Raw genomic sequence first — 20331 nt, forward strand, 5'->3', positions numbered from 1 at the left:
AAGGAAAAGTAGAAGGAAAAATTGAAGGAGAAAGAGAATTAATCATAGAAATTCTCAATCAAAGGTTTGGAGAAGATTTTGATAAAAGATTAGAAGAAAAGATCAGAAAAGAAAATGAAGAAACTATAAACCAAATAAAGAAGAGCATTCTTAGTATAACCATAGAAGAACTAAAAGAAATATTGAAATAGTTGTAGAAGGGTAATTCTATACCAATCTCAAGAATTCGAGATATAATTCTGTTCTTAAAAAATATCACTCCTTTGTTGTGATTGTTTCAATGAGGCATATTTTTTTATGTCCTGTCGTTGATAGCCGGAACAGAACATTTATTCATGCCTGTTTTAGAATTCTTACGTTTTTGTAACTGTCAAACTCAGGAAATTTTTTGAATCTATTATCGTCTATAAATTTTTTTAAAATAGAGTTTATTCATTTTTGTCTTTACTTTTCCTTTTGATCTTAAATGGCATCTTTCTGTCGGTGTTGGTACTCTACTTTTCTTTTTGCCAAGTAATTGCCAATATCGCCAAATATTCGCCAAATATTCGCCAACTAATTGCCAAATTATTTGATAACAGAGCGACTATTTCTATCTTTTCCTTCAAATTTAAAAATTTTCTTGTTTATTAAATCCATTAAATCTTTTAAGTCATTTGTGGCTGTGTTTCTAAAAACAACTGTTTGATTCCTGATATGTTTTTTTCATTTTCCATTAGTCAAATATTGGTCATTTATTAGTCAATTTAGTCAATTGGTAGACAATTCCCTTGCCTGCTTTTCCAATCCTTGTTAATATCCCCTTCTTCACTATCTCTGCGAGATCAATAGTTGCCATTTGCCTAGATACATTGGTAATTTCCTGATATTCCCTATTCGTAATCTTTCCCTTTTCTTTTACATACTTTATCGCTTTTATTTGCCTTTCATTTAACCCAATTTTTCTTAAATTATCTTCTGTATAAATGTCTTTATAGAAATAAACTGCAAAACCGCCAAACTCCTCTTTAAATTCGGGTTCTGGTAATCCTGCTTTTTTACATTCATCAATAATTTTTATGGTTCCTCTACCCCCAGCCTCTATTAGTTCAGCTTTGAAAAACACATCTGCCAATAACTCATTTCTTGGTACCTATTCAGTCTAACGCGGCCAAGGATGGCTTGAGAAAAATGTTGACAAACTGCAACAATCAAAAGATGACGGTAAATTTAGTTAAGGAAAGTTTTTTGAGTTATAATATCTGTATATAAGTATATCCTTATGGACGAGCTGCTGGGTTTAATGGGCGTCAAGTTTTTCCCTTAGAAGGGTAGGCAGCGGGGGAAGGGCGCTAAAACAAGTTTTAGAGTTTCTAAAGTGTCTATACATATTTTGCGAGGAGGATCTTTATGATGGACCATACAAAAGATGATTTGGAAAAGGCCAAGAAACACCTTCGAGAAGTTCTAAAATCAGACCAGAAGACAGGTTATAGAAAAGAAGACGCAATGATTTTGGACAATATTGGTCAGATTTATTCAGAGATGGGTGATTTGGAGGAGGCTATGAAATACCATCAGAAAGCTTTAAAAATTTTTAGAGAGCTAGATCACAGAGAGGGAGAAGCAATTACTTTGAACAATATTGGTTTGATTTACCAAACAAATGGTGATTTGGAGAATGCTCTGAAATATCATGAGGAAGCTCTAAAAATAGACCAAGAAGAAGGCTACAAAGAGGGAGAAGCAGATGATTTGGGCAATATTGCGCTAATCTTTAAAGCTAAAGGTGATTTGAAAAATGCTCTGAAATACCTCCAAGAAGCTTTAAAAATTTTTAGAGAGATAGATCACAAAGAGGGAGAAGAGATTGCTTTGAGCAATATTGGATTTATTTACCAAGAAAAAGGAGATTTGGAGAATGCTCTGAAATATCTTAAGGACGCTCTTAATATTATTGATAAATATAAATTTACAAATGGACGTGATGTCATTCAGAACGAAATCAACTCAATAATGAATGATTTAGAAGAAAATTGAAAAAAGAGCAAAATGTATGAACAAAGGTAGCAATGGAAGTAGGGGGGAAGGGTGCTATAAAACTCATTATACTTGAGTTAGAAGAAATGGGGGTGCCAAGAATGTTTGAGGAAGTAGGAAAGTTAGCTAAAAGTATGATGGAAATTAAATACACTCCCATTGGGATAGTTCATTCCCCATTTAAAGAAACAAAAGGTACACCTATTCAGCCTAACGCTGCCAAGGATGGCTAGAGAAAAATGTTCACAAACTGCAACAATCAAAAGACGACGGTAGATTTAGTTAAGGAAAGTTTTTTGAGTTATAATATCTGTATATAAGTATATCCTTATGGGTGGGGAGCGAAATATTATATGAAGAGCCTTTTATGAAAACTATATCTGTAAATCTTCCAGATTTTATCGATTTAAATGAAAAAGAAATTAAATTGTTGATAGCCTCAAAATTATATGAAGAAGGCAAGTTATCCTTAGGAGAAGCTGCACAACTAGCAGAACTTTCCGAAAGAACTTTTATTGAAATAATGGGTCGTTTCGATATCTCGCTATTTAATTACAACGCTGAAGAATTAAGAAATGATGTGAAAAATGCCTAATTAGATATCTGACACAAGTTGTCTAATTGTTTTAGCGTGAGAAATAAGAGGTATAGTTTGAATGAATGTATTTATGTTTAAGATCTAAAGCGATTTTCAAAAACATATGATGCAATTTAAATACTTCAACAAACTATCGAGGGGGGAAACAATGAAAGACACAAACAGAACGGGAAATACTCACAAAGACGAAACCGCCGAATATCATGAACTCAACTTTCCAAAGATAATTTCAGTAAAACCGATAGACATACCAGTAATCAACGTATCAAACCAAAACACGGATTTTGTATTCGAACTAGAGGACAACTCACTGTTACACTTAGAATTTCAAACGACCTGGAAGAAAGCCGACTTACTAAAATTTGCGCAATACGACATAGCGTTATACCAAAAAGAAAGAAGAAAGATAAACACGGTAGTAATGTACTCTGGAAAATACGAAAGTGCAGAAAATGAATTGGACATGGGTTCTATTAAATACAAAGTACAACAAGTATTCATGATAAAGTACGATGGAATAAAAAGGTATGAAGAGATAAAAGAAAAGATAGAAAAAGAAGAAGAACTAACGAAAAAAGACTTAATGGATTTAGTATTCTTGCCATTGATGAGAAACGAAAAAAGCGAAGAAGAAGTGACAAAAGAAGCATTAGAGTTAGCCAATCAAAATACCAGATGAAGACAAAAAAGAAGCGGTAATAGGATCGTTATTAGGGTTCTCTGATAGTTATGTAAGAGATGAGTACATAAACGAACTGAAAGAGGTGATACGAATGACAAAGATCGGAACTTCATTGTTTGAAGAAGGCGTTGAAGAAGGAGAAAAAGAATTGACAATTAAAATATTAAACAAAAGATTTGGTAGACGATTAACCAAAGAGTTAAAAGCTAAGATAAGAGCAGCAGACAAAAAGACAATAGATTATATAGGAGATAACTTGTTAGAGATAACCATAGAAGAACTAAAAGGGTTATTGAAGTAGTTGTAAGTAGCGAAACTCTATCTGATCTTTTGGATGGGCCCCAGAGCGAAGCCTAAACCTCATTCCTGAGATGGGTGGGTTGCGGGCGAAGGGGCGCTAAAACAAATTTTAGAGGTCTATACATATTTTGCAAGGAGGATCTTTATGAATGGCCATAAAAAAGATGATTCGCAAAAAACCAAGGAACGCCTTCGAGAAGTTCTAGAATTAGACAAGGAGACAGACTATTGTAAAGAAGACGCAATGATTTTCGACAATATGGGCGTGATTTATTCAGAGATGGGTGATTTGGAGGAGGCTATGAAATACCATCAGAAAGCTCTAAAAATTTTTAGAGAGCTAGATCACAGAGAGGGAGAAGCAATTACTTTGAACAATATTGGTTTGATTTACCAAACAAAAGGAGATTTGGAGAATGCTCTGAAATATCATGAGGAAGCTCTAAAAATAGACCAAGAAGAAGGAGACAAAGAGGGAGAAGCAGATGATTTGGGCAATATTGCGCTAATCTTTAAAGCTAAAGGTGATTTGAAAAATGCACTGAAATACCTCCAAGAAGCTTTAAAAATTTTTAGAGAGATAGATCACAAAGAGGGAGAAGAAATTGCTTTGAGCAATATTGGATTTATTTACCAAGAAAAAGGAGATTTGGAGAATGCTCTGAAATACCTTAAGGACGCTCTTAATATTATTGATAAATATAAATTTACATATGGACGTGATGTCATTCAGAACGAAATCAACTCAATAATGAATGATTTAGAAGAAAATTGAAAAAAGAGCAAAATGTATGAACAAAGTTAGCAATGAAAGTAGGGGGGAGAAGAAAAGATCAGAAAAGCAAATGAAGAAACTATAAATCAAATAAAGAAAAACATTACAAATATTACATTAGAAGAGCTAACAGAGTTAGTGAAGTAGTTGTAGTAAAGTAGATTTTTGATATTTTTAAGTGAATTGTGGTAGTGATAGATATCACTCCTCATAAAAGAGGAGTGATATCTTTTTTAATGATTTTATTAGCACCATACTTTAAGGGGCAAGCCCCTTAAGAACCCCAAAACCAATACATCATTTGCAAAGCAAATGAGATTAGGAAAATTATTCAAAAACATTACGAAAAAGACCATTTAGCAAAGATCGGCAAAAAGCTTTTTGCACAGATCAGCAAAAGGGCAAGCCCCGCTGCTCACCCATAAGGAAAGGGATGGTAAGGCTTTGCCCGCAACTGCTCAAACGCTTAAATTTTGAGTTGGGTCATAGTTTTCTAATGTTTCTTTTACTTTATCGTATAACTCTTTTACGTTTTTGAATTCTATCAACGTGCTTTCTTCTTTATCTCTTTGTTTTAGCTCAATTTTTCCTTCTTTTAAACGTTTGCCAATAATAATTTTTATCGGTACTCCGATTAGATCTATATCTTTGAACTTAAATCCAGCGGAGACTTCTCTATCGTCTATAATGACGTCGATTCCTTCTTTTAAAAAGTAATCGTAGATCTCTTGCGATGTGCTTACAATTGCTTCATCGTTCATGGCAACCGGTATTATTGCCACTTCAAAAGGCGCAACGCTTTTGGGCCAGATTATTCCGTTTTCATCGTTTAATTGTTCGACTATTGCCCCTAAGGTTCTTGATACCCCCCATCCATAGCATCCCATTATGTAAGGTTTTTGTTCTCCATTTTCATCGGTGAAGACTGCGTTCATTTTTGAAGAGTATTTGTCTCCTAATTCAAAAATTTGACCAACTTCTATGCCTCTTGTTCGTTTGAGTGTAGAATTACATCCTTGGGTTGGACATTTTTCGCCTTCTTTTACGTATCTAATGTCTGCAAATAAATCTATTCTGAAATCTCTTTCGGCGTTTGCATTGATGTAATGGGCTTTTTCTTCCATAGCCCCTATAACCCCATTTTTTATGGATTTTACACTTAGATCTGCAATAATCTTGACATTTTCGGGTATGTTTATTGGACCTATGAATCCAACGTTTACACCAAATTCTTTTAGAACGTCTTGCGGATCGGCTAGTTCTAAGCTTTGATCTTGAAGAACCGATCTGACCTTTGCGAGGTTTATCTCATAATCTCCTCTAATTAGAGCCATCACCCATCCTTTACCGGATTTTAGCAGTATCGATTTTATCAACTTCTTTTCAGAAACATTCAGGAATTTGGCGACTTCTTCGATGGTTTTGGCGTGTTGGGTGTCTACTTTTTCCATTTCTTTGAAGGCTTCATTTTCATCTACTGAAAAATCTTCACCCGATCTTGCCTTTTCATCACTGGCTGCATAGCCACATTCTTCACAGTAAAATATTTCACCCTCACCATTTTGTGCCAGTACGTGAAATTCATGAGAGAAAGAACCACCAATTGCACCTGTATCAGCTTCTACAACGACATATTTCAAGCCTATTCTTTTTATGATATTTGAGTAGGCATCATAGAAATGTTGATAGTATTCATGCAATGATTCGTAATCGGTGTGAAAGGTGTAGGCGTCTTTCATGATGAACTCTCTTGCCCTTAACACCCCGAACCTTGGCCTTATTTCATCTCTAAACTTAGTGGCTATTTGGAAAAGGTTGACCGGGAACTGTTTGTACGATCTAAGCTCATTTTTCATCAAAAATGTGACTATTTCTTCATGTGTGGGACCTAAAGTAAACTCTCTATCGTGTCTGTCCTTAAGTTTCATCAATTCTGGTCCGTAATCTTCCCATCTTCCCGTCATTTTCCACAACTCTGCTGGATGTATTATGGGTAGCATGATCTCTTGAGAACCTATCTTTTCCATTTCTTCTCTGACTATCTGTTCGATTTTTCTTATGACCTTCCATCCAAGGGGAAGATAACTGTAAACACCTGATGAGATCTTTCTAATAAACCCTCCTCTGATCAATAACTCGTAACTTTTTATATCAGAATCAGATGGTGTTTCTTTTAAAGTAGGAGCATATAGTTTGGAAAATCTCAAGATTATCCCTCCGATTTTTTTAGCATATTTAATTTTTTGTACTTTGAGAAATTATATCATAGAAATATTGTTAAGTTAAATTTTTACTGTAATAAAATATATTGAGTCTTTTGGTATAATTAAAATAATAAATAAAAAGATCCTTTTATACGAGAACCTTTTGTACGAGGAGGGATAAACTATGAAATTTATCGTAACAATTGATCGGGATGAGGATGGCATGTTCGTAGTAGAATGTCCTTCTATCCCTGGATGTGTAAGTCAAGGAAAAACCGAACAAGAAGCGATTGAGAATATCAAAGATGCAATAAAGCAGTGCCTTGAGGTGCGAGCCGAAAGAGGTATGCCTCTCACCGTTAGTATGCGTGAAGTAGAGGTATCGGTTTAATGGAAAAACTTCCACTTTTAAGCGGGCGTGAAGTTGTAAAAGTTTTTGAACGTCTTGGATGGGAAGTAGCAAGGCAACGAGGTAGTCATATTATTCTTGTGAAGGGGAAACACATTGCCACACTATCTGTCCCTGATCATCGTGAAGTTGCAAGAGGAACTTTGAGGTCACTCATTGCTCGTGCTGGTATAACAGTTGAAGAGTTTTTGTCTGCGATGAAATGAGAAAGAAAGCCCAAAATTGCCTAACAGCGGATAAAAGGCTGCGTTTCTTTTCGCCCAATTTGCTGGTGGTAGATTTTTTTATCCGCACAACGTCAAGCGACATGCTCTAAATATTTTCACAAAGGGGCTAAAAATGCCAATTTTCCTAAGATAATCCCAGTAAAACCAATAGAACTACCAATAATAAACTTATCAAACCAAAACACGGATATAGAAGAACTAAAAGAAATATTGAAGTAATGGTAGTAGAGAGATTCTTGAGTTTTTAAAATAAATATCACTCCTATATCTTTTATGAGGGGTGATATCTTTTTAATGATTTGATTAGTGTCCTTTCACTTTGAAGTTTGCTGAAAGCTTAAACTTCTAGAGAATATATGAGAATACCAAAACAATCTCAATGTGATATAATAGGATAGACTTCACAATTCGACAAAGGAAAGAAGGTAGAACAGTTTTGGAGGTGCCATTGATGGATAAGTTTTACGTCACTACACCGATTTACTACGTTAACAGTGAACCACATATTGGTTCAGCGTATACGACGATAGTTGCGGATATAGTAGCAAGATTTAAGAGAATGATGGGGTACGATGTTTTCTTTTTGACTGGAACGGATGAACATGGGCAAAAGGTGTTACAGGCAGCAAAAGAGAAGAATATACCTCCACAGGAGTATGTTGATTCACTTTCTTCAAAATTTAAAAATTTATGGGATGAAATGGGGATTAGTTACGATCATTTTGTTAGAACAACAGATGATTATCATGTAAAGACCGTGCAGATGTTTGTTGATAAGATGATGGAGAATGGAGACGTTTACAAAGGAAAATACGCCGGTTGGTATTGCATACACGATGAATCCTTTTGGGATGAATCTGAGATAGTCACGCAAGATGGCGTTAAGCTTTGCCCTGAATGTAATAGAGAATTGAAATGGGTAGAGGAAGAGAATTACTTTTTTAAACTTTCCAAATATACCGAACCATTGTTGAAGCATTATGAAAATAATCCGGACTTTGTGGAACCATCTTTTAGAAGAAATGAGATGTTGCAAATTTTGAATGATGGGTTAAAAGATCTCAGCATCACTAGGACTACGTTCGATTGGGGAATACCTTTAAAGAGTGATCCAAAACATGTGGTGTATGTTTGGGTGGATGCGTTAATTAATTATGTAAGTGCGATAGGCTATTCTGACGATCAACAGAAATTCAACAGGTACTGGCCTGCAGATTTACACCTTATTGGAAAAGAAATAAATAGGTTCCATTCGCTAATTTGGCCCGCTATGTTGATGTCAGTGGGGTTGCCTTTGCCGAAGAAGGTATTCGCACATGGGTGGCTAACGGTCAATGGACAAAAGATTTCAAAATCTTTGGGTAACGCCGTTGATCCAAGGATTCTGATGGACGCATATGGTAGAGATGTTATAAGGTATTATTTGTTGAGAGATATTGCCTTTGGTAGGGATGGAGATTTTTCGGAAGAAAACTTAATTACTAGGTACAACGCTGATTTGGTCAATGATTTAAGTAATTTAGTGCATAGAACACTCACGATGGTTGAAAAGTATTTTAATGGTGTCATACCAAAACCTGAAAGAAAAGACAAGGTGGATGAAGAACTCTTAGAACTCCTAGAGAGTAAGAAAAACGCTTATTTGAATTTGATGGAGCGGTATCAGTTTACACAAGCCCTTGAAAATCTATGGGAAGTCATACGTTTTTCTAATAAATACATCGATTTAACTGAGCCTTGGATCTTGGGGAACGATCCAAATGAAAAAGATAGATTGTCCACCGTTTTGTACAATCTGCTCGACGTTATTCGAATTATTTCTATTTTGATTTATCCAATTATGCCAGATACTTCTGAAACGATGTTAAAAAAGATAGGTTATGGTTTGGAAATTTTAAATCGAGAAAACCTTGAAAAGGGCCTTTTACACAGTGGAGTTAAAGTTGTGAAAGGTGATCCCATATTCCAAAGAATCGATGTGAAGAGTTGGAAAAGAATAATCAAAACGGTAAATATCAACAAGGAGGACGAAGTAATGCCAGAAAGTGAAAACGTTCAAAATATAGTAGAAATAGAGGATTTTAAAAAGATCGATTTGAGAGTTGCCAAAGTGGTAAAGGCAGAAAATATCGAAAAGTCTAACAAACTACTGCGATTACATCTTGATTTAGGGCAGATGGGTGAAAGGCAAGTTATCGCAGGCATCAAAAGCTTTTATTCACCTGAAGATTTAGTTGATAAGAAGATAATAATCATCGCTAATCTAAAACCCGCCAAATTAATGGGGGAATTATCCGAAGGTATGCTTTTAGCCGCTAAAGATGGAAACGGTAATTTGAGCATTCTGACGGTAGATAAAGATGTTGAACCTGGTTCAAAGATTTCTTAAAAGATTTTTAATGGAGGTAATACTAATAGATGGACGATAAAATATTTATCAAAGATTTTACTGAAGAATTAAAAACTTCTTACTTACTTTATTCTTTAAGCGTTATTGTAAGCAGGGCTATACCCGATGTTAGAGATGGGTTGAAACCTGTTCAGAGAAGAATACTTTACTCCATGAGCGAATTGGGGTTGAAACATAACTCTTCATTCAAAAAAAATGCCCGTATCGTTGGTGAGGTGATGGGTAAGTATCACCCACACGGAGATGCGGCTATTTATGATGCCTTAGTTAGAATGGGGCAACCTTTTACTATGAGGTATCCTTTGGTTGAGGCACAAGGAAATTTTGGATCGATAGACGGCGATCCTCCTGCCGCTATGAGGTACACAGAAGCCCGTATGCCTGAACTTGGAGAGTATATGCTCAAGGATATCGAGAAAGAAACTGTAGATTTTAGGGAGAATTTCGATGGTTCCTTGAGTGAGCCTGTTGTTTTACCTACAATGGTGCCTAATCTTTTGATGAACGGAGCAAGCGGGATAGCCGTGGGAATGACTACCAATATCCCGCCTCATAATTTAAACGAACTTGTAGCAGCTTTGAAATTGTTAATAGAAAAACCCGAATCTGAAGTAGCGGATCTGTTGAAGCATATTAAAGGACCAGATTTCCCAACAGGTGGCCAAGTTGTGGACGGAGAAGGGTTGAAAGAACTCTATGAAACAGGTAGAGGGAAGATAACGATTAGAGGAAAGTACAGAATAGAGGACGAAGGTAAAGGAACCTCTATCGTTTTTGATGAGATTCCCTACAACGTTTCTAAAGCCGATATCATCGAACAAATTGTAAGATACGTGGTTAAGGCTAAGGAACAAAAGAAAGATGTCGGGATAAAAGACGTTAGAGATGAGAGTGATAAAGAGGGAATAAGACTGGTAATAGAGCTGAGAAAAAACGCTAACGTTAAGAAATTGATCAACGATTTGTTCAAGCACACAAATCTTCAATCCTATTTTTACGTTCAAATGAATGTAATCGATAACGAAAAGCCCTCTTTGATGAATTTGAAAGGGCTTTTACAGAGCTTCTTGGATCACAGGGTTAACGTCATAACTAGAAGAACACAGTACGAGTTAGAAAAGGCAAGGAAAAGGGCTCATATAGTTGAAGGGCTTATCAAAGCGGTTCAAGGTATTGATACGGTGGTTGAGATCATACGAAACTCAGAAAATCCTCAGGAAGCTTTGAAAAATCTTCAAGAAACGATAGGTGTGAGTGAAGAACAGGCAAAAGCTATCGCAGACATGAGATTGATCAGTCTTTCAAAACTTGAAAGTACCAATTTGAGTGAAGAATTGAAGAACCTATACAAAGATATAGAAAACGCCATGGATATTCTGCAGAAAAAAGAAAGACTGTTAGGAGTTATTAAAAAAGAGCTGGACGAAGTAGCAAACAAGTTTGGTGATAAAAGAAGAACGGAGATACTGTATAACAAAGGGGATTTAGCCGAAGAGGTTGAAATGATTCAAGATGAAGATGTGGTAATAGTTTTAACCAAGTGGGGATATCTCAAAGCCATTCCTTCTTCGGAATACAAGGTTCAAGGGAGAGGCGGAAAAGGTGTAAAAGGATTAAAAATTTCTGATGAAGATGACGTAAAAGAGGTCATATACACTAACAAATTATCCAAATTAATGCTATTTAGTTCCGCTGGTAAAGCGTATCAAATAAACGCATACGAGATAGAGACTACTTTGAAAAATACAAAAGGCAAGCATATCGCTAACTTCATCAGTTTAGATGAAGGGGAAGAGATAAAAAGCATCGTTGCCATATCTTTAGACGGTGATTACGATAAGGATATTCTCATTTTTACAAAACAAGGCAAGGTGAAGAGAACCTCTTTGAGAGAGTTCAGCAGTGCACGAGCTTCCGGTATTAGAGCAATCAATCTGGTTGATAAAGACGTAGTTGTGGATGTGGTTTTGCTTGACGGATCAGATAGAGATTTGTTAATTGTGACAAAGCTAGGGATGTCGTTAATGTTTAACTCTTCCAGGTACGTACGATGGGAAGAACCGCAATGGGTGTCAACTCAATTAAATTGCGCGAAGGCGATGAAGTGATCAACGTGGTAAAGGTCGACGAAGGTAAAAAACTTTTGTTGATCACTGAAAGGGGTTATGGGAAGAGAGTTTCTTTCCATTCTTACAAACCGCAGAATCGTGGAGGAATTGGTGTAAAAACGGTACGAGATATATCTAGAATAGGTCCAATAGTTGCTACTATGAGTGTCGAAGATGGGAGAGACATACTGATATTCACTAAAAAAGGTAAGGCTATTAGGGTAAATGTAAATAATATAAATGTTTTAGGAAGGATCACCCAAGGTGTTATAATTGTAAGACTGGATGAAGACGATTCAGTTGTCGGAGCCATTGAAGTTCAAGCAAATGATGAAGAGTAGTGTTATAATAATTATAATTATTAAGCATGGAAGGGGTTAAAAAGATGGAGGAATTGACAAAAAGGCAGTCACAGGTCCTGGACTTCATAAAATCTTATATGGAAAAAAACGGTTTTGCTCCAAGTATCAGAGATATTATGAAACATTTTAATTTTAAAAGTCCCAGAGCGGCACATAAGCACCTTATAATTTTGGAAAAGAAGGGTTACATCGAGCGTAAAAATGTCTCACGTGGAATAAAGATGATGCCAAAATCGGGAGAAATTTTCGCCACAGAGACTTTAGCTCCTGTTTCTGGAAAGATAGCAGCAGGAGATGCCATTGAAGCTATACAAACAATTAGTGATTACATCCCCATACCTACTAATTTTTTCCCTAAAAATTACGAATATTTTTCACTCAGAGTTGAAGGAAATTCCATGATAGAGGCACAGATCAAAAGCGGTGATTTTGTTTTAATACGTAAACAAGATTACGCAATGGATGGAGACATAGTGGTTGCATTGATCGATGGAAATGAAGCAACACTTAAAAGGTACAAAAGGCTGAATGAAGACGAAGTACTGCTTGTACCAGAAAATAAAAGTATGAAAGAGATAAAGGTCAAAGCCGATCGTTTAAAGATACAAGGGAAGATGGTAGGCTTAATAAGAGTGCTATAAAAAGGAGCGAATTTTCATGAAAATTGCAATTGCTTCCGATCATGCCGGATATGAGATGAAAGAACAGCTTAAGAATTATCTTTTAGAAAAGAAATTCGATATAATAGATTTGGGAACTAATTCCAATGCGAGTGTCGATTATCCTGATTATGCCAAAAAACTTGGTGAAAAGGTAACCAAAGGCGAAGCGGACTTCGGCATTGGTATCTGTGGTACTGGAATAGGTATGTCAATCGCAGTGAACAAGGTCAAAGGGGTTAGAGGGGCTCTGTGCTTGTATCCCTCGATGGCAGAATACGCCAGAAAACACAACGATGCCAATGTTTTGGTTTTGGCAGGTAGGCTTATGGGCATCGATTTAGCCATTTGGACGGTAGTAAAGTTTTTATCGACTGAATTTGAAGGTGGAAGACATAAAAGGCGTGTCGATAAAATCGACGAAATCAAGTAAAAAGGACAAAAAAATGAAAAGTATTAGTTTTTCAAAGGGTATTGAAAAAGACATTAATATTAATATAAGCCAAGGGTATTACAAAGAATTTTCCAAAAGATACGCGTCGAAATACGGGACTTTGATGATAATTGATTCCAATTTGAAAAATCATTTAAATCCAGGTACTGATAAAAATATCTTTTATGTTAAAGGTGGCAATGAGACCAAGTATTTCGATAAATATTTAGAACTTTGTAAAGTCATTGTGGAAGGTAGTTACAGTAATTTAGTGGTGATAGGTGGAGGTTCCTTGATAGATATGGTTGGCTACGTTTTTCATACTTTGGATTTTCCAACCGGGACCCTCACAGTTATGCCAACAACGCTGTCTTCTATGATATATTTACCCGTTTCGGGAGAGTTCTATTTAGATATGAATTACACCAGGAATTTTTTGAAGGTTAGAGGTTATCCCGATCTAGTTTATATAGACCCGTATTTTTGTAAATTTTTAGATAAAAAAGATATGAAAAACCACTTTTTCTTGGGGTATATTTTGGGACTTTTGTTCGATAACAACTTTGCTAGCTTATCTTTGAAGTATTCTAAAAATTTCATCCGTTTAGATTTAGAGGATTATCTTTATTCTGCTGTTAAGTTTGTTTTGTCACTTTATTCTAACGATTTACCCTTTCCTGGAACCAAATTGATGAAATACATAGCAGATACCTCTGTAAAATCTGATTTTGTTCAAAATGAGAGTTTGTCTTTTGCGTTTCTTGTGTATTTGAGTTTTAAATTCGGCTATATACGTGAAGAAAAATTTCAAGAGATATTTGAAAAGATAAGAAGTTTCGAAGATTTGAAATCATCAAAAATTCAAAATATTAAGGCTAAAGTGAACAACGTACCTATAAGAGAAATATTACTAAAAGAGGATGGCTTTGTGGATTTACTTTTGAATTTTGGCGAGCTGAAAGATCTTCTTTTGGAGTTTAAGTCCCTTTTGAGAGGTGTTTAACCAATGAAAAAGAATAATCCGCGTTGGTTCACAGTTATTTTAATTCTTGTTTTTATTTTACCTTTGATAACCTTCGCACTGACAACGTATACTATATATTTAAAAAACCAGATGAAAAATCTAGAGCTTAAAATAGAAGAGCTAGATAATAATCAACTAAATACACTAAACGAAGTTGAACCAAATTCTCCATCTGTTGTCTTAGAAGATCTAGTATTACCACAAATTGAGATTGGCAACACAATGGCAAGGGTAAGTTACAATATCCAAGAACTCGATTATCAAGTGTTGTTGGAAAATTCAGTCACGATGTTAAAACCGTACAACGAAGGTGCCGTAAAAGTTTTTTACAACCAACGCGAGGTTTTTGAAGAGGCGTTGTATGCTTTAAACAACAATATACCCTACTTTGTTTTTCAAAATGGGGATAAGTATTACTTGTACCGATCAGATTATTCCTTAGAAGGGGAAGAGGAAGAGCAGTACCTATTTTCCATACAAATCTATTTATACACTACTCCAGCACCAGCTATGTTCCCTACGATGGCGTTAAGACAAGGGGGTATCCCCGCTTTTGTTTTCAACGGTAAGTTTCAACAGAGTAATGAAGATTATTGGGCGATACTCGTGGGCCTGTTTGATGATTATAACGAGGCACAAACATACTTGAGAAACATGGATGAGGATCTTGTTTTTGACTTAACTGGACTGAGTATTGCAGACAGATTCACTAAAGGTATCTACTTTAGTGGAGTAGAAACCCAATGAGAAAAAAGCTTCTTTTCCCGGTATTAAGTATAATTATAATCATTTTGTTGGGGATCTTAACGGTTGATCGATATCAATCGGGTAAAGAGGATAGACTTAATTCTTATCAGGAAAATAAAATAGACCTTTTGACGGCGTCAGTTGAAGAGTTGATCCAATTACCTGGAATCGGACCCGCCAAGGCACAAGCGATCATAAATTATAGGCAAGAGAAAGGTTTTAGAGAAATAGAAGATATTATGAACGTTTCTGGTATAGGAGAAAAAACATTTTCAAATATTAAAGATTATATTTATCTTTCAGAGGTTGTTTACGAAATAGTAGATGATAAAATAAATATAAACGAAGCATCCAGTGAAGAATTGGAAAGTTTACCTGGAATAGGAAAAGTTTCTGCCCAGAAAATTATCGAGTATAGGGCTATTAAACCTATTAGCTCTTTAGATGATCTAAAGAAATTAGGTATTCCATCATCTACGATAGAAAAAATAGAAGGGAAGATAGAATTTTGAAGATTTTCTTACATGTTTGCTGTGCACCTGATCTAACGGTTTCTTACAGGAAATTAGTAGAACAGGGATTCGAACCTGTTGTATTTTTTTACAACCCCAATATTTATCCCCTTCAAGAATATTCCAAGAGATTGGATGAAGTTAAAAAATTAAGAGATATTTGGGGGTTCCAACTCTACGTAGGAGATTATGAACCTGATAAGTTTTTAGAAAGAATCAAGGGGGAAGGAAACAGCCTCACGGCAAATAAGGAAGGCAGCCCGAAAAGATGTTATGAATGTATGAAGTTGAGGCTTGAAAAGACCAAATCTGAAGCTAAACGGATGAATTTTTCTATCTATTCAACGACTCTTCTTGCTTCCCCTAGAAAGTCTCATGACGATATTTTAGAAATAACTGATAATTTGGATATGGAAGAAAATCCGTCTTTTAAGTATGTAAATTTCAGATCGAATAATGGTGTTCATATGGCAGCACAAATATGTAAAACTTACAATATTTATCGCCAAAATTACTGTGGTTGCTCTTTTTCTTTAGAAGAATCAAAAAGATACGAAGAGGAGTCCAAACAGAAAAATTACAAGAGTTTAGTTGAGATACTTGGAGAAGAATTAACCCAAAAATATTTTAAATATTACAAAAAAGACTTGCTTAGAATTCCACAAGATATTCCAGTAAAGTTTTTAGAAAAGGTTGGTTTGCAATTTTTTAAATATTTGAAACCTCAGATAATCCTAATAAAAAAAGAAATAGCCCAAGATTTTAACATCTTTACAAGTTCTAGATACAAGATAGATAATTGGAAAGGGAAAGTAATATTATGGTGAAAGAGAGGTAGTCTAGATTGGCTAAATATGATCTGCGTATCTCTGAAGATGGAATGGTGGCATCTTTGAAATTAATAGACGATGGTCGTCCACCTACTCTTGGCGGAATAAAGGCTTTTCTAAAAGAAAAAGGTGTGGTAGTAGGCATAAAATCAGAAACTATTGAAGAAATCGTCTCTGAACCTAGATTTGATAAGGAATACGTTGTTGCATATGGAATACCACCCAAGGTTGGAAAGGACGCACAGCTAATCTTTCAGCAAAATATTGAAGAAAAGCTTAACAGTACCGAAAATAGCTATGTTGACTTAAAAGAAAGTAGCCAATTGATAATCGTAAAAAGTGGAGACATACTGGCAGAGATAGTTCCTCCGAGTATAGGAGAACCTGGGGAAACCGTGCGCGGAGAAAAAATCGAAGGTATTCAAGGGAAAGATTTAAAACTAAAATTAGGCAAGAACGTAGAAGTAAGTAACAATAAAATAATATCAAAGATAGATGGGAAGTTTCTTAGTAAAGAAGCGTCGAATGGTGAGATAAGTTTAGATGTTTCAGAAGAACACAAGATAGATGGGAATATTGACTACTCTACAGGTAATGTCCGCTTTCCAGGAAAATTGATCATCAACGGGGATGTTAAATCGGGGTTTTTTGTTGAGGCTACTTCTTATTTAGAGATCAAGGGTGTGGTCGAATCTGCTACGGTATTTTGTGAAGGGGAAGCCAATATATTCGGAATAAAAGGTGCAGGAAAAAGTTCTATAAAGGCTAAAATTTTGAGGTGCAATTACATTGAAAACGCCAATGTTGAAGCGGAAGAAGATGTAATTGTTAAAACAGCCATCGTCAATTCTAATATAAAAGCAGGGAAACACGTCATTGTTGAAGGAGGAGCTGGAAAGATTTCTGGTGGATATATTTTAGCCACTAACCTTATCGAAGCGGAAATTTTAGGAAGTGAAATGGGTGTTAGAACTGTCTGTGAAGTGGGGGTCTTACCTGATCTAAACGAAGAGTTAATCAAATTAGAGCAAAAAATTGCCCTCGATATGGAGAATCTTAGGAAACTCAATTCTATAATCAAAGGAATCCAAGCTCTAAAAGAAAAAGGTAAAATAGACAAGGCGAGGTTAGAATACTACAAGAAATCTTTTAACACCTATAAAATGCTCATATCAGAGGTAAAGGATGATGAAGAAAAGCTCGAAATGATTAAAAATAAAATTCAATCTTCTAAAGAATCTGCCTTTATCATCGCAAAAAAAGTGGCATATCCTGGAACTGAAATAATCATACACAAGAAAAAATTTATGCCGACAAAGCCAATTACCAAGGTAGTGTTCCAACTCGAGGATGATGAAATAGTTCCTCACGGTTATCAATCGGAATCAAATGTTTCTAGATAAGCAGCCAAGTCACAGGGCGAAGCCCTACCCCAACCAGGGTCTAAGGGACCGTAGGTCCCTTCCTCAAAACGGGTGGGGAGCGGGGCGAAGGGGCGCTAACAAGTTCTAAGCGCAGCTTACAAAAAAATGTTTTAAAAGGGTTACAGGGCGAAGCCCTACCCCAACCAGGGTCTAAGGGACCGCAGGTCCCTTCCATAATGGTAGGCAAGCAGGGTTAAGGGACCGCAGGTCCCTTCCTCAAAACGGGTGGGGAGCGGGGCGAAGGGGCGCTAAAAAACAATTAGGAGAACTGACACATGCTTCGACTTCTTAAAAAAATATCATTTCTAATTTTTCCTATTTTATTTTTAACTTTGAATATCTATGCTGGTAATTTAGATAGCTACGTTTATACTTTTGATACTGATCAATTATTAGTATCATCCCAAAGAAGTTTAAACGTTTTAGGCTTATATTTAAAATATTATGAAACAGGTAACGAAGAATACAAAACAGCTGCTAATCAAACTATGCCTTATATTCTTCCTTCTTTAAAACCCGATGATTCAGCCGCTTTGAACGTTCTTTCTGAATACTTTCCCGGTAACGAAGTTGAAAGTATCAATAGAATTGAGATATTAACCAATAATTATCCAAATTCTGTGATCGTTAACGCCCTCAATGTTTTAATGAATTACGAAGTGTACCAAAAATCCAAAAATACCGAAGCGTTTAAGAAAATTTTAAGTTCCATTGATATAATAGAGGAAACAATTGGGGAGAATCCTTTTTCTACTTATTACAGATCGGTTCTAATGTGGGAAACGGCAAGCCCTCAAGAAAAAGAGAATATATTCAAAAATTTGGAAAAAGTTCATTTCTCTTATCCCTTAAACAGAGACATTCATGAATTACTGATAATTGAAGCGTTTGAATTAGGCAAGTATGAAGACGTTAAACAACTATCAATGAACTATGTGAATCTTTCACAAAAAGATGAAAGGATCATGTTTTTAATAGCCCTTTCGTATTACAATTTGGATGAAAAATCAGAATCAAGAAAAATTGTCGACTGGATTCTTCAAAATTCTAATAAAAAAGCTGTTCTATCGAAAAGTTATGAGCTTTTGGGCGATATTTCGGAAACGAACTCTCAGAAGATCAATTATTATAAAACCGCTATCGATCTCGATCCTGAGAATGCAGAAGCTTTAGCTAAACTTGGAACAACTTTGTACGAGAGTAATAGATCCACCACTGACAATTTGACAATCTCAAGAATTTATTTAACCAAAGCGCTCATGTACGATCCAGATAACTCTGATTTAAAAGAAACTCTGAACACTATAGACAGAAAACTCACTACGAGAAATTTTTTGACCACGCTGTTGCCATTATTTATAGTGATTTTGGCTATATTCTATATAGTATTCAGATTTGGTAGTAAGGGAAGCAACCTCAAGCGCCCCGAAGGGGGTTCAAAGGAAGACAGCCTCACGACAAGTAAGGAGGAAAAAAATTGACTATAACCGATGAAGAAAATAACCCCAAACGCCCCGAAGGGGGTTCAAGGAAAGACAGCCTCACGGCAGGTAAGGAAGATAACCCCAAACGCCCCGAAGGGGGTTCAAGGAAAGACAGCCTCACGGCAGGTAAGGAATCTATCAAAGTGCTTGATAAAGGCTTTGTTACCCTTGTTGATATGATGGGAGATGATAGATCTGCGGTTAGGGCTGCCAGAGTCTCACACGGAAAAGATATTTCTACCGATGAGAAGGATAGAAAACTCATAGACTACTTGATGGAACATGGACATCTCTCTCCCTTTGAACATATTACTTTTACATTTCATGTAAAAGCACCCATCTTTGTTGTTAGGCAATGGTTTCGCCATAGGATAGGAATGTCTCCCAATGAGATAAGCAGGAGATACACCTCAAAAAACGTTAACGAGTTTTATGTCCCTGACCATATCAGAGTACAGGATACAAAAAACAAACAGAGTAGTAATGCATACTCTGATGAACAAGGGAAAGAAGGCAGCCTCACGGCAAATAAGGAAGAGGCTCTTGAAATTATAGAAGAAGTTTACCAAAAAAGTTACGAGGCTTATGAAAAACTTATAAATATGGGTGTAGCTAGAGAAATGGCACGTATTATACTACCCGTAGGGAATACACTGAGTTTTATTTAACTACAAATGCCCGAGCATTAATGCATTTCTTGGATTTAAGGGCGTCTTCACACGCACAATGGGAAATTCAAGAGTACGCTAAGGCTTTGGCACAATTCTTTCAAAAAACTTGCCCGTGGAGTTATGAGGCATATTTGAAGTATCAGTATAAGGGAGATCTTTTAAAGTAACTACAATAGTGGGTTCCCCCCACCAGGGTCTAAGGGACCACAGGTCCCTTTCTAAGAAGGGTGGGGAGCGGGGTATAAGGGAAAGATCTCTTTTCCTTATGGGTGGGCTGCGGGGCGAAGGGGCGCAAATAACGACTAAGCGCAGCTTACAAAAAAATGTTTTAAAAGGGTCACAGGGCGGAGCCCTCCCTCCACCAGGGTCTAAGGGACCGCAGGTCCCTTTCTAAAAAGGCGGGGAGCGGGGTGAAAGGGAAAGATCTCTTTTCCTTATGGGTGGGCTGCGGGG

At 36.2% G+C, this 20331-nt stretch carries 20 protein-coding genes and 3 pseudogenes; 21 read left to right on the plus strand and 2 right to left on the minus strand.

Annotated elements, in window-relative coordinates:
- A pseudogene (locus NAAC61_RS09315) lies at positions 1-191 on the plus strand (Rpn family recombination-promoting nuclease/putative transposase); the annotation flags it as partial.
- 539 nt (positions 192-730) lie between these two features.
- Here the strand turns inward: NAAC61_RS09315 and NAAC61_RS09320 are convergent.
- Positions 731-1117 (minus strand): annotated as a pseudogene (locus NAAC61_RS09320) (ATP-binding protein); the annotation flags it as partial.
- 272 nt (positions 1118-1389) lie between these two features.
- Here NAAC61_RS09320 and NAAC61_RS09325 point away from each other — a divergent pair.
- The 6 genes from NAAC61_RS09325 to NAAC61_RS09345 all read left to right on the plus strand — a co-directional run bounded on the left by NAAC61_RS09325 (position 1390) and on the right by NAAC61_RS09345 (position 4374).
- Positions 1390-2019, plus strand: a complete 630-nt coding sequence (locus tag NAAC61_RS09325) for a tetratricopeptide repeat protein (RefSeq protein WP_121567258.1) — start codon at positions 1390-1392, stop codon at positions 2017-2019.
- A gap of 101 nt (positions 2020-2120) precedes the next feature.
- Positions 2121-2252: a hypothetical protein gene (locus tag NAAC61_RS11135; protein WP_273542597.1), complete on the plus strand. Its 132-nt coding sequence runs from the start codon at positions 2121-2123 to the stop codon at positions 2250-2252.
- Between the two features lie 134 nt (positions 2253-2386).
- A complete protein-coding gene (locus tag NAAC61_RS09330) occupies positions 2387-2614 on the plus strand; it encodes a UPF0175 family protein (protein WP_233552342.1) in 228 nt (75 codons plus the stop codon).
- A gap of 151 nt (positions 2615-2765) precedes the next feature.
- Entirely contained in the window at positions 2766-3296 is a 531-nt protein-coding gene (locus NAAC61_RS09335; RefSeq protein ID WP_202695861.1) for a hypothetical protein, read from the plus strand.
- Between the two features lie 94 nt (positions 3297-3390).
- Positions 3391-3600 carry a DUF4351 domain-containing protein gene (locus NAAC61_RS09340; protein WP_202695862.1) on the plus strand — a complete coding sequence of 70 codons (210 nt, stop codon included), beginning with the start codon at positions 3391-3393 and terminating at the stop codon, positions 3598-3600.
- 144 nt (positions 3601-3744) lie between these two features.
- On the plus strand, positions 3745-4374 hold the full coding sequence (locus NAAC61_RS09345; RefSeq protein WP_202695863.1) for a tetratricopeptide repeat protein: 630 nt from the start codon (positions 3745-3747) through the stop codon (positions 4372-4374).
- A 458-nt stretch (positions 4375-4832) separates the two neighbouring features.
- On the opposite strand, the gene NAAC61_RS09350 is transcribed toward NAAC61_RS09345, so the two are convergent.
- Positions 4833-6581, minus strand: a complete 1749-nt coding sequence (locus tag NAAC61_RS09350) for a proline--tRNA ligase (protein ID WP_202695864.1) — start codon at positions 6579-6581, stop codon at positions 4833-4835.
- Positions 6582-6762: 181 nt separating this feature from the next.
- Here NAAC61_RS09350 and NAAC61_RS09355 point away from each other — a divergent pair, with 181 nt between their 5' ends.
- The 14 genes and pseudogenes from NAAC61_RS09355 to thyX all read left to right on the plus strand — a co-directional run bounded on the left by NAAC61_RS09355 (position 6763) and on the right by thyX (position 20045).
- Positions 6763-6969 carry a type II toxin-antitoxin system HicB family antitoxin gene (locus NAAC61_RS09355; protein ID WP_041534088.1) on the plus strand — a complete coding sequence of 69 codons (207 nt, stop codon included), beginning with the start codon at positions 6763-6765 and terminating at the stop codon, positions 6967-6969.
- The gene (locus NAAC61_RS09360; protein WP_012209056.1) at positions 6969-7193 is read left to right on the plus strand and encodes a type II toxin-antitoxin system HicA family toxin; all 225 of its coding nucleotides are present in this window, start codon (positions 6969-6971) and stop codon (positions 7191-7193) included. The genes NAAC61_RS09355 and NAAC61_RS09360 overlap by 1 nt, the downstream gene beginning before the upstream one ends.
- Positions 7194-7665: 472 nt before the next feature.
- Positions 7666-9603 carry a methionine--tRNA ligase gene (metG, locus tag NAAC61_RS09365; protein WP_121959092.1) on the plus strand — a complete coding sequence of 646 codons (1938 nt, stop codon included), beginning with the start codon at positions 7666-7668 and terminating at the stop codon, positions 9601-9603.
- 29 nt (positions 9604-9632) lie between these two features.
- The gene (gene gyrA, locus NAAC61_RS09370; protein ID WP_237729865.1) at positions 9633-11732 is read left to right on the plus strand and encodes a DNA topoisomerase (ATP-hydrolyzing) subunit A; all 2100 of its coding nucleotides are present in this window, start codon (positions 9633-9635) and stop codon (positions 11730-11732) included.
- Complete coding sequence (locus NAAC61_RS10845) at positions 11690-12073, plus strand: DNA gyrase C-terminal beta-propeller domain-containing protein (RefSeq protein WP_237729866.1); 384 nt, start codon at positions 11690-11692, stop codon at positions 12071-12073. Before gyrA ends, NAAC61_RS10845 begins: the two co-directional genes overlap by 43 nt.
- Before the next feature lie 44 nt (positions 12074-12117).
- Positions 12118-12735, plus strand: coding sequence for a transcriptional repressor LexA (gene lexA / locus NAAC61_RS09375; RefSeq protein ID WP_202695865.1), 618 nt, complete (start codon positions 12118-12120; stop codon positions 12733-12735).
- A gap of 16 nt (positions 12736-12751) precedes the next feature.
- Entirely contained in the window at positions 12752-13186 is a 435-nt protein-coding gene (gene rpiB, locus NAAC61_RS09380) for a ribose 5-phosphate isomerase B (protein WP_202695866.1), read from the plus strand.
- A 13-nt stretch (positions 13187-13199) separates the two neighbouring features.
- Entirely contained in the window at positions 13200-14189 is a 990-nt protein-coding gene (locus tag NAAC61_RS09385) for a hypothetical protein (RefSeq protein WP_202695867.1), read from the plus strand.
- Positions 14190-14192: 3 nt separating this feature from the next.
- Positions 14193-14957, plus strand: a complete 765-nt coding sequence (locus NAAC61_RS09390) for a hypothetical protein (RefSeq protein ID WP_202695868.1) — start codon at positions 14193-14195, stop codon at positions 14955-14957.
- Positions 14954-15469 (plus strand): ComEA family DNA-binding protein, encoded by a 516-nt coding sequence (locus NAAC61_RS09395; RefSeq protein WP_202695869.1) that lies wholly within the window; start codon positions 14954-14956, stop codon positions 15467-15469. Before NAAC61_RS09390 ends, NAAC61_RS09395 begins: the two co-directional genes overlap by 4 nt.
- Positions 15466-16296 carry an epoxyqueuosine reductase QueH gene (locus NAAC61_RS09400; RefSeq protein ID WP_158245179.1) on the plus strand — a complete coding sequence of 277 codons (831 nt, stop codon included), beginning with the start codon at positions 15466-15468 and terminating at the stop codon, positions 16294-16296. The genes NAAC61_RS09395 and NAAC61_RS09400 overlap by 4 nt, the downstream gene beginning before the upstream one ends.
- Before the next feature lie 17 nt (positions 16297-16313).
- On the plus strand, positions 16314-17702 hold the full coding sequence (locus tag NAAC61_RS09405; protein WP_202695870.1) for a DUF342 domain-containing protein: 1389 nt from the start codon (positions 16314-16316) through the stop codon (positions 17700-17702).
- Positions 17703-17998: 296 nt separating this feature from the next.
- Positions 17999-19204 carry a tetratricopeptide repeat protein gene (locus tag NAAC61_RS09410; RefSeq protein ID WP_202695871.1) on the plus strand — a complete coding sequence of 402 codons (1206 nt, stop codon included), beginning with the start codon at positions 17999-18001 and terminating at the stop codon, positions 19202-19204.
- Between the two features lie 179 nt (positions 19205-19383).
- Positions 19384-20045 (plus strand): annotated as a pseudogene (gene thyX / locus NAAC61_RS09415) (FAD-dependent thymidylate synthase).
- Positions 20046-20331 lie beyond the last annotated feature (286 nt).

The organism is Petrotoga sp. 8T1HF07.NaAc.6.1, from assembly GCF_016772115.1.
In the GTDB taxonomy this organism is placed as follows: Bacteria; Thermotogota; Thermotogae; order Petrotogales; family Petrotogaceae; genus Petrotoga; species Petrotoga mobilis.

Coding starts and splice junctions, on each gene's coding strand:
- NAAC61_RS09390 (WP_202695868.1), top strand. CDS start 14,193: ATGAAAAAGAATAATCCGCGTTGGTTCACAGTTATTTTAATTCTTGTT.
- NAAC61_RS09395 (WP_202695869.1), top strand. CDS start 14,954: ATGAGAAAAAAGCTTCTTTTCCCGGTATTAAGTATAATTATAATCATT.
- NAAC61_RS11135 (WP_273542597.1), top strand. CDS start 2,121: ATGTTTGAGGAAGTAGGAAAGTTAGCTAAAAGTATGATGGAAATTAAA.
- NAAC61_RS09360 (WP_012209056.1), top strand. CDS start 6,969: ATGGAAAAACTTCCACTTTTAAGCGGGCGTGAAGTTGTAAAAGTTTTT.
- NAAC61_RS09325 (WP_121567258.1), top strand. CDS start 1,390: ATGATGGACCATACAAAAGATGATTTGGAAAAGGCCAAGAAACACCTT.
- rpiB (WP_202695866.1), top strand. CDS start 12,752: ATGAAAATTGCAATTGCTTCCGATCATGCCGGATATGAGATGAAAGAA.
- metG (WP_121959092.1), top strand. CDS start 7,666: ATGGATAAGTTTTACGTCACTACACCGATTTACTACGTTAACAGTGAA.
- NAAC61_RS09345 (WP_202695863.1), top strand. CDS start 3,745: ATGAATGGCCATAAAAAAGATGATTCGCAAAAAACCAAGGAACGCCTT.
- NAAC61_RS09385 (WP_202695867.1), top strand. CDS start 13,200: ATGAAAAGTATTAGTTTTTCAAAGGGTATTGAAAAAGACATTAATATT.
- NAAC61_RS09335 (WP_202695861.1), top strand. CDS start 2,766: ATGAAAGACACAAACAGAACGGGAAATACTCACAAAGACGAAACCGCC.
- NAAC61_RS09410 (WP_202695871.1), top strand. CDS start 17,999: ATGCTTCGACTTCTTAAAAAAATATCATTTCTAATTTTTCCTATTTTA.
- NAAC61_RS10845 (WP_237729866.1), top strand. CDS start 11,690: ATGGGTGTCAACTCAATTAAATTGCGCGAAGGCGATGAAGTGATCAAC.
- NAAC61_RS09330 (WP_233552342.1), top strand. CDS start 2,387: ATGAAAACTATATCTGTAAATCTTCCAGATTTTATCGATTTAAATGAA.
- NAAC61_RS09340 (WP_202695862.1), top strand. CDS start 3,391: ATGACAAAGATCGGAACTTCATTGTTTGAAGAAGGCGTTGAAGAAGGA.
- lexA (WP_202695865.1), top strand. CDS start 12,118: ATGGAGGAATTGACAAAAAGGCAGTCACAGGTCCTGGACTTCATAAAA.
- gyrA (WP_237729865.1), top strand. CDS start 9,633: ATGGACGATAAAATATTTATCAAAGATTTTACTGAAGAATTAAAAACT.
- NAAC61_RS09355 (WP_041534088.1), top strand. CDS start 6,763: ATGAAATTTATCGTAACAATTGATCGGGATGAGGATGGCATGTTCGTA.